Annotated in this window: 8 protein-coding genes and 3 rRNA genes (1 of these 11 only partly in view); 6 read left to right on the forward strand and 5 right to left on the reverse strand. The window is 58.1% G+C overall.

All coding sequences use genetic code 11. The features are described 5' to 3' along the window. The 4 genes from ACA043_RS00630 to ACA043_RS00645 all read left to right on the forward strand — a co-directional run. Positions 1-1,852: ribosomal RNA gene (locus ACA043_RS00630) — 23S ribosomal RNA — on the forward strand; it begins 1,042 nt to the left of the window's first position. A 151-nt stretch (positions 1,853-2,003) separates the two neighbouring features. Beyond that, positions 2,004-2,119 (forward strand): 5S ribosomal RNA (gene rrf / locus ACA043_RS00635). 105 nt (positions 2,120-2,224) lie between these two features. Next, positions 2,225-2,340, forward strand: a 5S ribosomal RNA gene (gene rrf / locus ACA043_RS00640). 656 nt (positions 2,341-2,996) lie between these two features. Continuing rightward, positions 2,997-4,877, forward strand: coding sequence for a methyl-accepting chemotaxis protein (locus ACA043_RS00645; protein WP_401264635.1), 1,881 nt, complete (start codon positions 2,997-2,999; stop codon positions 4,875-4,877). 147 nt (positions 4,878-5,024) lie between these two features. Here ACA043_RS00645 and ACA043_RS00650 read toward each other — a convergent pair whose 3' ends face one another. From ACA043_RS00650 to ACA043_RS00670, 5 genes are all read right to left on the reverse strand, one after another. Further along, on the reverse strand, positions 5,025-5,492 hold the full coding sequence (locus ACA043_RS00650) for an SRPBCC family protein (protein WP_497615856.1): 468 nt from the start codon (positions 5,490-5,492) through the stop codon (positions 5,025-5,027). Positions 5,493-5,514: 22 nt separating this feature from the next. After that, positions 5,515-8,910 (reverse strand): amino acid adenylation domain-containing protein, encoded by a 3,396-nt coding sequence (locus ACA043_RS00655; RefSeq protein ID WP_497658422.1) that lies wholly within the window; start codon positions 8,908-8,910, stop codon positions 5,515-5,517. Between the two features lie 10 nt (positions 8,911-8,920). Further along, positions 8,921-9,850, reverse strand: coding sequence for a diiron oxygenase (locus ACA043_RS00660; RefSeq protein WP_497658423.1), 930 nt, complete (start codon positions 9,848-9,850; stop codon positions 8,921-8,923). Continuing rightward, positions 9,847-10,620, reverse strand: coding sequence for a DUF3050 domain-containing protein (locus ACA043_RS00665; RefSeq protein WP_401264646.1), 774 nt, complete (start codon positions 10,618-10,620; stop codon positions 9,847-9,849). The genes ACA043_RS00660 and ACA043_RS00665 overlap by 4 nt, the downstream gene beginning before the upstream one ends. Before the next feature lie 761 nt (positions 10,621-11,381). Next, positions 11,382-12,092: a GntR family transcriptional regulator gene (locus ACA043_RS00670; RefSeq protein ID WP_401264649.1), complete on the reverse strand. Its 711-nt coding sequence runs from the start codon at positions 12,090-12,092 to the stop codon at positions 11,382-11,384. A gap of 195 nt (positions 12,093-12,287) precedes the next feature. On the opposite strand from ACA043_RS00670, the gene lapG reads away from it, so the two are divergent. Together lapG and lapD are read left to right on the forward strand one after the other, a co-directional pair. Then, entirely contained in the window at positions 12,288-12,980 is a 693-nt protein-coding gene (lapG, locus tag ACA043_RS00675; RefSeq protein WP_187680324.1) for a cysteine protease LapG, read from the forward strand. Between the two features lie 14 nt (positions 12,981-12,994). Then, entirely contained in the window at positions 12,995-14,941 is a 1,947-nt protein-coding gene (gene lapD, locus ACA043_RS00680) for a cyclic di-GMP receptor LapD (protein WP_497658424.1), read from the forward strand. Positions 14,942-15,061 lie beyond the last annotated feature (120 nt).

The raw sequence follows: 15,061 nt of genomic DNA on the forward strand, positions 1-15,061 counted from the left end.
CTAGGAGGTTGGCTTAGAAGCAGCCACCCTTTAAAGAAAGCGTAATAGCTCACTAGTCGAGTCGGCCTGCGCGGAAGATGTAACGGGGCTCAAACCATACACCGAAGCTACGGGTATCATCTTAGGATGATGCGGTAGAGGAGCGTTCTGTAAGCCTGTGAAGGTGAGTTGAGAAGCTTGCTGGAGGTATCAGAAGTGCGAATGCTGACATGAGTAACGACAATGGGTGTGAAAAACACCCACGCCGAAAGACCAAGGTTTCCTGCGCAACGTTAATCGACGCAGGGTTAGTCGGTCCCTAAGGCGAGGCTGAAAAGCGTAGTCGATGGAAAACAGGTTAATATTCCTGTACTTCTGGTTATTGCGATGGAGGGACGGAGAAGGCTAGGCCAGCTTGGCGTTGGTTGTCCAAGTTTAAGGTGGTAGGCTGGAATCTTAGGTAAATCCGGGATTCTAAGGCCGAGAGCTGATGACGAGTCATCTTTTAGATGACGAAGTGGTTGATGCCATGCTTCCAAGAAAAGCTTCTAAGCTTCAGGTAACCAGGAACCGTACCCCAAACCGACACAGGTGGTTGGGTAGAGAATACCAAGGCGCTTGAGAGAACTCGGGTGAAGGAACTAGGCAAAATGGCACCGTAACTTCGGGAGAAGGTGCGCCGGTGAGGGTGAAGGACTTGCTCCGTAAGCTCATGCCGGTCGAAGATACCAGGCCGCTGCGACTGTTTATTAAAAACACAGCACTCTGCAAACACGAAAGTGGACGTATAGGGTGTGACGCCTGCCCGGTGCCGGAAGGTTAATTGATGGGGTTAGCTAACGCGAAGCTCTTGATCGAAGCCCCGGTAAACGGCGGCCGTAACTATAACGGTCCTAAGGTAGCGAAATTCCTTGTCGGGTAAGTTCCGACCTGCACGAATGGCGTAACGATGGCGGCGCTGTCTCCACCCGAGACTCAGTGAAATTGAAATCGCTGTGAAGATGCAGTGTATCCGCGGCTAGACGGAAAGACCCCGTGAACCTTTACTATAGCTTTGCACTGGACTTTGAATTTGCTTGTGTAGGATAGGTGGGAGGCTTTGAAGCGTGGACGCCAGTTCGCGTGGAGCCAACCTTGAAATACCACCCTGGCAACTTTGAGGTTCTAACTCAGGTCCGTTATCCGGATCGAGGACAGTGTATGGTGGGTAGTTTGACTGGGGCGGTCTCCTCCTAAAGAGTAACGGAGGAGTACGAAGGTGCGCTCAGACCGGTCGGAAATCGGTCGTAGAGTATAAAGGCAAAAGCGCGCTTGACTGCGAGACAGACACGTCGAGCAGGTACGAAAGTAGGTCTTAGTGATCCGGTGGTTCTGTATGGAAGGGCCATCGCTCAACGGATAAAAGGTACTCCGGGGATAACAGGCTGATACCGCCCAAGAGTTCATATCGACGGCGGTGTTTGGCACCTCGATGTCGGCTCATCACATCCTGGGGCTGAAGCCGGTCCCAAGGGTATGGCTGTTCGCCATTTAAAGTGGTACGCGAGCTGGGTTTAGAACGTCGTGAGACAGTTCGGTCCCTATCTGCCGTGGACGTTTGAGATTTGAGAGGGGCTGCTCCTAGTACGAGAGGACCGGAGTGGACGAACCTCTGGTGTTCCGGTTGTCACGCCAGTGGCATTGCCGGGTAGCTATGTTCGGGAAAGATAACCGCTGAAAGCATCTAAGCGGGAAACTTGCCTCAAGATGAGATCTCACTGGAACCTTGAGTTCCCTGAAGGGCCGTCGAAGACTACGACGTTGATAGGTTGGGTGTGTAAGCGCTGTGAGGCGTTGAGCTAACCAATACTAATTGCCCGTGAGGCTTGACCATATAACACCCAAGCAATTTGCGTCGAAAGGCCAGATTGCGGTGTGTGAAGACGAAACGAACCGAAAGTTCGATGTTCACAAAACACCGACAGCTGTCACATACCCAATTTGCTGAAGCGAGGCCAACCGGTCACGACTCAGTACCCGAATTTCTTGACGACCATAGAGCGTTGGAACCACCTGATCCCATCCCGAACTCAGCAGTGAAACGATGCATCGCCGATGGTAGTGTGGGGTTTCCCCATGTGAGAGTAGGTCATCGTCAAGATTAAATTCCGAAACCCCAATTGCGAAAGCAATTGGGGTTTTGTTTTAGTAGAAGTACCGATTTTTGCTGGCTCGTTACCGTGTTGACGGGCCAGATACAGAATTTCTTGACGACCATAGAGCGTTGGAACCACCTGATCCCATCCCGAACTCAGCAGTGAAACGATGCATCGCCGATGGTAGTGTGGGGTTTCCCCATGTGAGAGTAGGTCATCGTCAAGATTGAATTCCGAGACCCCTGTCTGCTAACGCAGACAGGGGTTTTCTCGTTTACAGGCTTGCTAAAAGTAGACGATCAAACAGCTTTGCGAGCCTTGCTGATACGGCACACCAGATGTAGACGCCAATCCCTGATAGTCCTCAATCAAAACATCCAAGTTTGCGAACATTACTTGTCCGCTGATACCAATGATCGAATACAAGCATGAAAATCTGCTCCCAGATATGACAAAGCCAGCCCCTGAACTTCAAGGGCTGGCTTTTTTATGCACAACGCATTCGCTTGGAACTGATAGCAGGCTGTTGGGCTGTTGCTGCGACGTTGCGCTTCGCGCATGTAGCAAAAATTCAGACTCGCGTAGGGCGCCACTCAGGACTCGATGGTCAGACTGCCCTTAAAGCTTACAGAATATGCAACTGGCGCCCAGGCATCAGTCAAAAAAACCACGCGGCGAACGCTCTAGCACGCCGTTCGGCGGGAATCTTCCGCAAATACCATCCATTTTCCGCACAGCGCTAAGATTTCTCCGACTCGTGCCGACAGACTGGTGAGACATGCGTGCACCAAATCAGAGCAGCCAGAAGAACGCTGCCTGCGCTGTACATGGAATGTTGCATCCCGGAACGCATCCCCACTTTTGCATAAGAAGTCCCATGAAATGAATCTCAAGTTCAGCCATAAAATCCTGTTGGCCGCCTCGGGCGTCGTGGTCCTGGCTTTCGCTTTATTCACGCTCTACAACGACTATCTGCAGCGAAACACCATTCGCCAGAACCTCCAATCCTCCGTGCAGCAGGCCGGTGATCTGACCGCCAGCAGCGTGCAGAACTGGATGAGCGGGCGGATTCTGGTGTTGGAAAACCTTGCGCAGAACGTTGCCCATCAGGGCAAGGATGCCGATTTCCCGGGCCTGGTTGATCAACCGGCCTTCACCTCGAACTTCCAGTTCACCTACGTCGGCCAGGCCAACGGTGTATTCACCCAGCGCCCTGACGCGAAGATGCCGGACGGCTATGACCCACGTCAGCGTCCTTGGTACAAGCAGGCGGTAATCGCCGACAAAACCATGCTGACGCCGCCGTACATGGCGGCGGTCGGTGGCCTGGTGGTGACCATCGCCATGCCGGTGAAGAAGAACGGCGAACTGCTCGGTGTGGTCGGTGGTGACCTGAGCCTGGAAACCCTGGTAAAGATCATCAACTCGGTGGACTTCGGTGGCCTCGGCCATGCGTTCCTGGTTAGTGCCGATGGTCAGGTGATCGTCAGCCCGGACAAAGATCAGGTGATGAAGAACCTGAAGGACATCTATCCGAACTCCAGCGTACGCATCGAGAAGGGCAACCAGAACGTGCTGCTCAACGGCCAGGAACGCATCCTGTCGTTCACCCCGGTCAGCGATTTGCCGAATGCTCAGTGGTACATCGGTCTGTCGATCGATCGCGATAAAGCCTACGCCGCACTCAGCCAGTTCCGTACTTCGGCGCTGATTGCCATGTTCGTTGCGGTGGGCGCAATTGCGCTGCTGTTGAGCCTGTTGATCAACGTGTTGATGCGTCCGCTGACCACCATGGGCCGCGCGATGCAGGACATCGCTCAGGGCGAGGGCGATCTGACTCGTCGTCTGGTCGTAGAAAGCAAAGACGAATTCGGCGAACTGGGCAGCTCGTTCAACCAATTCGTTGAACGGATTCACGCGTCGATTTCTGAAGTGTCTTCGGCAACCCGTCAGGTTCATGACCTGTCGCAACGGGTGATGGCGTCGTCCAACGCTTCCATCGTCGGTTCGGACGAACAGAGTGCGCGCACCAACAGCGTGGCCGCGGCGATCAACGAACTGGGCGCCGCCACTCAGGAAATCGCCCGCAACGCCGCCGATGCTTCGCAGCACGCCAGCGGCGCGAGCGAGCAGGCCGATGACGGTCGCCAAGTGGTTGAGCAAACCATACTGGCAATGACCGAGTTGTCGCAGAAGATCAGCCTGTCGTGCACCCAGATCGAAACCCTGAATGCCAGCACCGACAACATCGGACACATCCTCGATGTGATCAAAGGCATCTCGCAGCAGACCAACCTGTTGGCGCTCAACGCGGCCATCGAAGCGGCACGTGCCGGTGAAGCCGGGCGTGGCTTTGCGGTGGTGGCGGACGAGGTGCGTAACCTTGCCCATCGCACCCAGGAGTCGGCGGAAGAGATCCACAAGATGATCACTTCGTTGCAGGTCGGTTCGCGTGAAGCGGTGACCACCATGAACGCCAGTCAGGCGTCCAGCGAGCAGAGCGTTGAAGTGGCCAACCAGGCCGGTCTGCGTCTGGTCAGCGTGACCCAGCGCATTGGCGAAATCGACGGTATGAACCAGTCGGTAGCGGCCGCCACTGAAGAGCAGACCGCGGTGGTGGAAACCCTCAACGTCGACGTTAACCAGATCAACCTGTTGAACCAGCAAAGCGTGGCCAACCTCAACGAAACGTTGAAGGATTGTGATGCGTTGTCGCAGCAGGCCAACCGCCTGAAGCAGTTGGTCGACAGTTTCAAAATCTGACCTGAAGTCAGACCGCGTTATCGTTCATCGCGGGCAAGCCCGCTCCCACAGGATTCTTGGCGAACACGAAATGTGTGAACGACTTGGACTCTGTGGGAGCTGGCTTGCCAGCGATAACGGTAGCTCAGTCACCGCCAAACCAAAGCATTAAACAAACAGCTTCAAAACATTCCCCATCGCATCATCGGCAAACCCCTGCACAAAATCCTTGAACCCCGGCAGCGCCTCGGCCCCACCGCTGGCAGGCTCGGCAATGATCGTCCAGGTCGCCCGCGACTTCCCCGCACCCAACGGCTCCACATTCATCGCCGCCCACAGATTGGCCACGCCCAAGGTGTTGTAGATCGTTGTCCAGGTCATGCTCCGCGCCTGTTCATCGCGGGAGTTGAGTTGCTCGACCACCACGTTGCCGTCCTTGAAGCATTTCTTGCGCAGCGAGGACACGCCCTCGCCGGTCAATTCAATGTGCGACAGCGCCGGGATGAATTGATCGAAACCGCCGAAGTTGCCGACCACTGCCCAGACTTGCGCGGCGTCTGTCGGCACTTCTACCGAAGACACAACGTGGCAGCCGTGAGGGTTCTTGATCAGGGTGTCGGGTTGCAGAGTGCTCATGGTGTTGCTCCTTTTTGATGAACTAGATGAAGTTGATTTCTTTCAGGTAATCGCAGCCACGACGCAGCAGCGCCGGGGATTTTTCCGGGTAGTGCGCGCCCATCTGCTGGATGCCGGCCTCGGCGTTGGCGTGGCCGATCAGGGAGATGTCGCCGATGTCTTCCTCGAAGCCGTTGAGGTAGAAACCGAGCACGCCGAACAGCGCGTTGTCGGCATCGACTCGCCCCAGTTGCTGCTGCCAGTCGGCGACGCTGACCAGCGAGAACTCGCTGCCGGTATCGCGAAACGAGGCGACGTAGGCGTCCCAGCTCAATGGCTCGGGGTTGTGCAGGTTGAACACTGCGCGTTGCGCCGAATAACGGCTGGCGTGGAAGGCTATGAAGCGGGCGAGAAAGTCCACCGGCATCAGGTCGAAGTTCAGCGCGAAGGCCGGCACCTGCCCGAGCTGGATCGAGCCTTTGAGCATCAGCATCAAGCGGTTTTTATGTGGCTGGCAGACGCCACTGAGGCTGTTGAAACTGATGTTGCCGGGGCGGTACAGATTGACTCGTACCCCAAGCGTTCGCGCCCGTTCAAGGATGCGTTCACCGACCCATTTCGACAGGTTGTAGCCGTTGCGAATGTAGATCGGCGGCGTAGGCGCGGCGGGCAGTTCCAGCACCCGGCCCGCGTCATCGACCGTGCTTGAAGCCGATAGCGTCGAGACGAAATTGAAGACCTTTTTGCTGCGCCCTTCGCAGAGGCGCAGCAGTTCGAAAATCGGCTCGACGTTGTCCGCCGCCAGTGACTCGTAATCGAGCACGTGATTGACGTTGGCAGCGTTGTGCACCAGTGCGCCGAACTGTTGATCCAGCCGCTGATAATCCACGTCGCTCAGGCCCAATTGCGGACGCGCAATATCCGCCGCGTAAACCCGCACCCGACTCAGGTCCAGATGCTCGAGGCGGTTCTCGCGCAGTGCCTGAGCAAAGCGCTGCGCCGCTGTTTGTTCGGCACCGTCGCGCACCAGGCAGGCCACTTCGCTGGCGCCCCAACCGAGCAGCGCCTCGACGATATGCACACCGACAAAACTGTTGGCACCGGTGACGATCACCTTGTGCACATCGCCCATACGGCTTATCGGCAGCGGTTCGATATCCAGCGCCCGCTCAGCATCGGCCATGGCCTGGGCGCTGAGCACGGCGCTGTCATCGGTGCCGCGCACCAGCGTGGCGAGTTTGATGAGAGTCGGCAGTTCGATGAAGCGATTGATCGAGATGCTGCGGCCGAATTCTTCACGCAAGCGCAGCAACATCCGCGACAACAGAATCGAATGGCCACCGAGATTGAAGAAACTCTCGTCGGTGGAAATGTCGCTGGTCGGCAATTCCAGCAACTCGGCCCAGATCTCCAGCAGCAGTGCTTCGTCTTCATTGGCCGGCAGGCATTTCGGGCCGCTGTCCTGCACGTTCACCGGCAGTTCCAGCAGCGCTTTGCGGTCGACCTTGCCATTGCTGGCGAACGGCATGTTCGGCAGTTCGGTCCACGCCACCGGCTGCATGTAGTCCGGCAGAAATTGCTGCGCGTGGGCCTTCAGGGCATCGCGAGCGTCGTCTGATTGAGGCAGGGCGAGGAACGCCAGAATCCGCCGCTGACTGTCGATCACCACAGCGATTTGTCGGTACAACTGGCTCTCGCGCAGACAGCGCTCGATCTCTTCCGGCTCGACCCGGAAACCGCGGATCTTCACCTGATTGTCGCGCCGGCCGCACAGCTCGATGCCGTGCTCGCCCCACTTGGCCATGTCGCCGCTGCGGTAAGCGCGCAACTGCTGGCCGTCCGGTAGCTCCAAGGTCAGATAGCGCTCGGCGGTCTGCTGCGGATTGTTCAGGTAACCGAGGCAGACACCGGGGCCGACGATGAAAAGTTCGCCCACGGTCTGCTCGATCACCGGTTGCAGATCATCATCGAGAATCAGCACCTGGCTGTTGGCGATCGGCGCGCCGAGGGTGCGGTTGCTGTCGCCGGGTTTGAGTTGCCGGGCGGTGATCAGCACCGTGGCTTCGGTGGGACCGTAGAGGTTGTGCAGTTTGCCCTGACGCGTGAGTTGCTCGATGACGAATGGCTCGCAGACATCACCGCCGGTCATCACCTGTTGCACGCCTTGCAGTTGCTCCAGCGGCAGGATGCTCAACAGTGCTGGCGGCAGGAAGGCGTGGGTCAATTGTCGGCGGCGGATCAGTGCGACCAGTTGCAGCGGATCGCGCCGTTGCGTGTCATCGGGCACCACCAGTTCGGCGCCCATGAGCAGGGTCGGGAAGATGTCGATCAGCGACGAGTCGAAACTCAGCGAAGAGAACTGCAAAACCCGACTCTCGGCCTGCATTTGCGTGTAGTCGGCGTACCACGCAGTGAAGTGCGCGAGGTTCGCTTGACTGAGCAGCACACCCTTCGGGTGTCCGGTGGTGCCCGAGGTGTAGAGCGCCATGCACGGCGCATCGAGTTCGGGGCGCTGGCGCATCAACGGTTGCGAAAGGTCGGCGTGGAGGCTGTCGATACGGCTGACATTCAGCCCCGGCATCCTCTCGCTCAGCGGATGTTCACCGTCATGCAGCAACAGCAAGGCGCCGGCGTTCTCCAGGATGTATTGCTGGCGCTGCAAGGGATGGCTCGGCTCCAGTGGCAAGTACACCGCGCCGCTGCCGAGAATCGCCAGAATCGAGGCGAACAGCGCAGGGCTTTTCGGCAGGCAGATGCCGACCACCCACGGTTGTGGATGCTGGTCGAGCAGGGGCTGCAAACGCTGTTGAATCGCCCGGCTATGGGCGTGTAACTGGCGATAGCTGATCGTCTGTTCGGCGAGGTGCAGCGCTGGTCGCTCGGGGTGATTGATCAGGCTCTGTTGCAAGCGCTCGATCAGCGGGATTTGTGCCTGTTGCAGCAGCGCCGGATTCGCCGTGGCGTTGAGGCGATGGACGTAGGCCAGGCTGTCGAGGTACAGCAGGTTTTCCATCCGTTCGAAATCCGGCGCAGTCACCGTAGCGGCCTGTTGGAAGTAGTCCGTGTCGCGGGAGTAGCGGCTGACCAGCAATGAAACCTCGTCCACCAGCTGCGTCAGCACCCTTTGTCGCAGTGCCTGACCGTTGCCGGACGGCTCATCGCCAATGGGCACTCGGCTGATCAGCGACGAGCCGAGGAAACACAGCAGATCGAGTGTCGGCAAACCTGCAACGCTCTGCGCACCGATACCTAAACGCAGATGCAGGTGTGGGATTGCGCAGAAATCGCCGGCGGCAATGAAGCCATCGTCGATGATCAAATCCATCGTCGATTTCGCCGCGCCACTGCGCGTCAATGTATGCCCGTGTTGTTCAAGTTCCTGCGCCAGGTCGGTCATGGCCTGGCTGGCGCCCATCAGCAAAATGTCGAGACGTTTCATGTCGGCCTCCTCAAACCAGGTAGTCGCGCAGGGCGTGCTGCACGCATGGCGTGTCGAGCAGCGAGCTGTTGTGGAAGAACTTGACGATGTTGCCCACCAACGGGTGATGGCGATTGATCGGGAAGGCCAGGCCGGCGATTTCGTCCCGGAGCGAACGCCGTGTGGCTTCGTTGACCGGGAGGGCATCGATCAGTCGCAGGTCGAAGGCTTTCTGGATGTCGTTGGTCAGGTAATGGCCGATGAACACCGGCAGGATCTGCGCGATGGTGGCGCGATCTGCGTCGCTGGCGGTGTGCCAATAGATGCGCACCATCCGCGCCCAGAAACTGGAGTGGCGGCCCTCGTCGAGCAGGTGGTCGGCCATCAGGCCCTTGATCGATGGCTTGACCGTATCGTCCCGGGCGAACGCTGCGACGTCGCCGGTCACGGTGTTCTCGGCGATGGCCACGCAAATCAGCTCCACAGCGCTGCGCAGGTGTTCCGGCGCCAGTGCCACGGCCGTGGGAATCGCTCGGCTCAGCTCGATTTCGTCGGGTAGCTGAATCGGCGCGATGCCGGTCATGGCCACCGTTTGCTGCATGAAATCCATCGCCACCAGGGCGTGGTAATCCTCATCGACCACGACGGTCATCGCGTCATAACGGCAAGCGAAAGGAAACGCGACGGCGAAGCGGTTCTTGGCGATGCTGCGCGCGGTTTTGTCGACGATTTCGGTCTCGAAAATCACCACATCGTTGATGAACTTGTACAGCGTCTGCACCAGAGCGAAATCACGCTGCTCGGGGCAGTCGCGCAGAAAGGTTTCGCTGAGCACCAGCGGTTGTCGACTGAGCGGATAGATCAGGCACTCGTCGTTTTCCAGCACGCGGCGCGGGCGAGTGCGGATAGTCGCGCGACTTTCCCAGGCATCGGCGAACGATTGATAGTCGGCGGCGTTCATTGGGCTACCTCCGTCAAGGGTTCGCGCATGCTCACGCGCAGGCCGTCCCACAGGGCGATGCGGCTTTCGACGGCGGCGATGGCGCTGGCGTAGACCTCGGCTTCGCGCTGCGGGTCGCCATCGACCAGACGCTCAAGCAAGTGTTCAGCCGCCGGGCCGTGATCCTCGGAGTCGACCTCGATGTGCCGCTCCAGGTAGTAGCGAAAGGTCGGCGCCTGTTCGATGCCGATGCCCCAGTCGTCCAGAATTCGCTGGAACATGGTCGGGATCACACTTTCGCGGCCATGCAGAAACGCAGCGGCCACGCTGTGCCCCGGTGCATGCAGGGCAATGCGCAGAGTGTCGCGGACAAACTGCGCGGCGGCAGGATCGACCTCGACGCTTTGCAGTGCCACGTCATAGCTCACGCCTTCCTGTTGCAGCGCGACGAAGCGTTCCACGGCCGAGGTGCTCGCACCGACTTCGCGCATCGCATCCAGGTACAGCTCGAAATGGCTGTAATGACCGTGGCTCAAACGGTTGTCGGATTCCTCACCGAGGACAATCTCGTTGATCAGGCGGGCGGCATGCGGATCACGCGGCGGCAACCAGGGCAGACGAGTACAGGTCAGTTCCTGTTGCAAGCGTTTGGTCAGCGACATGAAATCCCAGACGGCAAACACATGGGTTTCCATGAAACGGCGCAAAACCGCCAAGGAATCGATTTCAGCGAAGATCGGGTGAATGCTGAGTTCGGATTTTTTCAGGGCGAGTTGTTCTTTAGTTGGCATCTTGGTTGGCCTCACAGTTGTTGGAATAGTGGGAGTCGCTCATTCAATTGCGCAATAACGGATAACAACGGCGTGTATGTTTTTTGGTCGAGCTAAAGCCTCATTCGAGTCGATGAAAATTTTGCTATTAGTGCCGTGAAAGTGCTGTTGGCTTGATGCCTTGGCCGGTATGGCCTTGATCGAGTGTCTTGATGAACCAGGCGTGGTACGCCGGCTCGGAGAAAAGCTAATACATCGCAAAACAACTTAACAAGTATATTTTCAATTATTTTTAGTTGTGTGTTTTTCAAGTATGAGAGTCACCGATAAAACTATTTGAATAAGTTTTATTGGGGCGAAGTTGCTCCTTTCAGTCAATAAAGACCAAAATCGAATAAACAGAGTGAATGCCTCACTCGAAGCAGCTTTTTAATAAAGAGAATGAAGTTATTTGAGGGGATGAAAGTTGGCCCGGAACGACGCCGATTCTTTCCTTTTCCCGTGACAAGGCTCCTTCCGTAGGTTCCTGTTGCGGGGACTGCGCCGACGGTGCGGTGCGTCGCCCGTTCTTTATTGGTTTGGCCGTTCAAGAGTGAGGGTAAATGGCCGCCACGGCTATTACCGATTCATCACCGAGAAGGGTGCAAATATCGGGCTGATTGGCGCAGGGAGGTTAGAGCGAAGATGTGGATATGCCAGTGGATTCGTGGCCGGGGAACGGGGGATTTGTAAGTGGGTTATTCGCCGGGCGGACGCAGTGGTCTGATCCCGGCGTGGAAGTTTCAGCGCGCGGCTTTGCGGCTTTGGGCGGCAGGGCTGGCGAGATAGCGGGTGATGACCTCAACGCCGCGGTTGAGGTGTTGTTCGAGCAATGTGATCGAGTGTTCGACATCACGCTCGATGACCGCTTGCAGCATCGCGCGGTGGTCCTCTTGGGACAGCTTGCCCAGGCCCATGGCTTCGAGATTGAAGCGCAGGAAACGCTCCTCCTCGTTGAGACCCTCTTCGACCAGCCGCAGCAGACGCTGGTTGGGTGCCTTTTTGTACAGCGCCATGTGGAACAAGCGGTTTAGCCGGCCGATTTCCGTGTAATCGTGTTGGGCCTCGAGCTCTTCGATATAACTCGCTGCCTGTGCGTGATCGGCAGCGGTCAGTCGCGGAATGGACTGACGCATGGCTTCGGACTCTAGCAGGATCCGCAACTCGTAGGTTTCCGTGGCATCGCCCTGGATCAGCGGCGCAACCACGGCGCCTTTGTGCGTGGTGACGCTTAACAATTCCTGCGCTTCGAGCTGGCGCAAGGCTTCGCGCACGGGCATGCGACTGACCCCGAACAGATCGGCCAGATCCTGCTGGCGCAACGCTGTGCCGCATGGCAAACGCCCATCAAGGATGGCGGCGCGCAAGGTTTCTTCGATGACGGACCGAGCCAAGTGTGCGGGAATCGGCCCGTCGACTTTGATGCTGTGCAGCGGTTTGGGCTTCTGTGTCACGACTACGCACCCTGTATGTCGGCTTGATTTGGATCCAAAGGACACTAGTGATTGCTCTACAGGTTGTCAAACCGTGTAACGGTTCAGTGCCTTCATCAGTTTAGCGCGGTCGCGATGATCTCATGGTGCCATTGTTTTTTACCGGGCTAAGCTTCACCATCAAACGCTTTCCTTCCTGCCTTCTGGAAACCTGCTGTGGCGGTATGTTTCGCGATCCCCCGGACTCTGCGCTGGCTAGGCTGCGCACTGTTGCTGGCCGGCGTCATGCTGGGCGGTCTGCATGCCGATTGGGATTTTTCCGCGATCAGTCGCAAAGCTACAGCACTTTATGGACCACTGGGCGCCGGGCAGCAGCGAATCGATGCGTGGCAAAATCTGCTGGCCACGCAGAAACAGGTCGGCGAGATGGAAAAGCTCAAAGTGGTTAACCTGTTTTTCAACAAGCAGGTGCGTTACGTCGAGGATATCGACCTGTGGCACGAGGTCGACTATTGGGAAACCCCTATCGAAGCCTTGTGGAAAGGTGCCGGCGACTGCGAAGACTATGCGATCGCCAAGTATTTCAGCCTGCGCCATCTCGGGGTATCCAGTGACAAGCTGCGCATCACCTACGTCAAGGCCCTGCGCCAGAACCGCGCGCACATGGTGCTGACGTACTATGCCACTCCCGATGCCATGCCATTGGTGCTCGACAGTCTGATCGATCCGATCCAGCCGGCGGCCCAGCGAACCGATTTGCTGCCGGTCTACTCTTTCAATGCAGAAGGTCTGTATCTGCCGGGTGCCAAAGGCAACAAAAAGGTCGGAGACACTAAACGCCTGTCGCGCTGGCAGGATGTGTTGAAAAAAATGCAGGCCGAAGGTTTTCCGGTCGAGTCGATTAACTAGGAGCACGCGCTCAGATGTCTTTGTTCAAACAGCTGTTGATCGCTATCTGTCTGTTCCTGGTGGTCGCCTTCACCGGCAGCTTCATGGTCAGTCTGGAGAGCTCGCGCACCCAGTACGTCAATCAGTTGCGCTCCCACGCCCAGGACGCCGCCACGGCGCTGGCGTTGTCGCTGACGCCGAATATCGACGACCCGGCGATGGTCGAGCTGCTGGTCAGTTCGATTTTTGACAGTGGTTATTACGCGAGCATCCGCGTGGTCGATCTGAAGACCGACCAGACCATCGTCGAGCGCAGTGGCATTCCGGCGGTCACTAATGTGCCGGACTGGTTCGTCAACCTGATCGGTCTGGAACCGGCTGGTGGCGATGCGCTGGTCAGCCGTGGCTGGGAACAGGCGGCGCGGGTCGAGGTGGTCAGCCACCCGATGTTTGCCGTGGCCAAATTGTGGCAGAGCGCGCTGGGCAGCCTTGGCTGGTTGCTGATCTGCGGCGCGCTGAGTGCCGTACTCGGTGCGTTGCTGCTGCGCCGGCAGTTGAAGCCGCTGGATTACATGGTCAAGCAGTCCCACGCCATCGCCCGTCGCGAATTTCTCAGCCTGCCGGAGCTGCCGCGCACGCCGGAGTTGCGGCGTGTGGTGCTGGCCATGAATCAGATGGTCGAGAAGCTCAAGGCGCTGTTTCAGGAGCAGGCCGAGCGCAGTGAAAAACTGCGCGCCGAATCCTATCAGGACAACCTCACCGGTTTGGCCAACCGGCGCTATTTCGAAATGCAGCTGAACAATCGGGTGAGCAATCCGGAGCAGGCCAGTTCCGGTTACCTGCTGCTGTTGCGGGTCAAGGATCTGGCCGGGCTCAACCAGCGGCTTGGCGGTCAGCGCACCGACGAACTGCTGAAAGCGGTCGGCGAGCAACTGTCCCGCGAGTGCGCGAAGTACCCGGAAACCCAGAACCTCGTCACCCGTATTCGCGGCGGTGAATTCGCCGTGCTGGCGCCCGGGCTGGTGCGCGAGGAAGCGCTGCAACTGGCGCAGAACCTCGACAGTGCGCTGAGCAGTCTGCACGCCACGGGCGCGACAGATGTGCCGGCGGTGGCCTCTATCGGCCTGGCGCCATTCGTTCACGGCGACTCGCCGCAAGCGGTGCTGACGCTCGGCGATCAGGCGCTGGCGCAAGCTGAAGGGCAGGGCGAGCAGAATTGGGCGTGCATTGATCAAAGCCTCACGGCGGATGTCGGCGACGATCACCACGCCTGGCATCGCTTGCTCGATCAGGCGTTGAGTCAGCAGCGTTTTGAACTGTATTTCCAGCCGGTGGTGGCCGCTCAGGACACGCAACTGGTGCTGCATTACAAGGTGTTGTCGCGCTTGCTCGATGATCAGGGCCAGACCATTCCCGCCGGGCGTTTCCTGCCGTGGCTGGAACGCTTTGGCTGGACCGCGCGACTGGATCGCTTGATGCTCGAACGCGTGCTGGAGCAGATGAAAGAACATGAAGATTCGCTGGCGCTGAACCTGTCCTCGGCAACCCTGGCCGATCCGCAGGCACTGAATAAAGTAATCGAGATCCTGCGTGCGCATTCCAATCTCGGCGAACGCCTGACCCTGGAAATCGGCGAAGAGCAATTGCCGGAACAAGCGGTGCTGGAGCAGTTGACCCGGCGTCTGCGTGAACTTGGTTTCTCGCTGAGCCTGCAGCGCTTCGGCGGGCGCTTCAGCATGATCGGCAACCTGGCGCGGCTGGGGCTGGCGTACTTGAAGATCGATGGCAGCTACATTCGCGCGATTGATCAGGAGAGCGACAAGCGTCTGTTCATCGAAGCGATCCAGCGTGCGGCGCACAGCATTGATCTGCCGTTGATTGCCGAACGGGTCGAAACGGAAGGGGAGTTGTCGGTGATTCGCGAGATGGGCCTGTATGGGGTTCAGGGACAGTTGTTCGGTGAGCCCAAGCCCTGGAAGTAATCTTTTAGTGCGGTGGTGTCAGTGATGCCGCCTTCGCGAGCAGGCTCGCTCCCACATTTGAAATGCATTCCAATGTGGGAGCGAGCCTGCTCGCGAAAGGGTCAGTCCAGTCACCCAAGG

Source organism: Pseudomonas sp. LBUM1648, assembly GCF_059716145.1.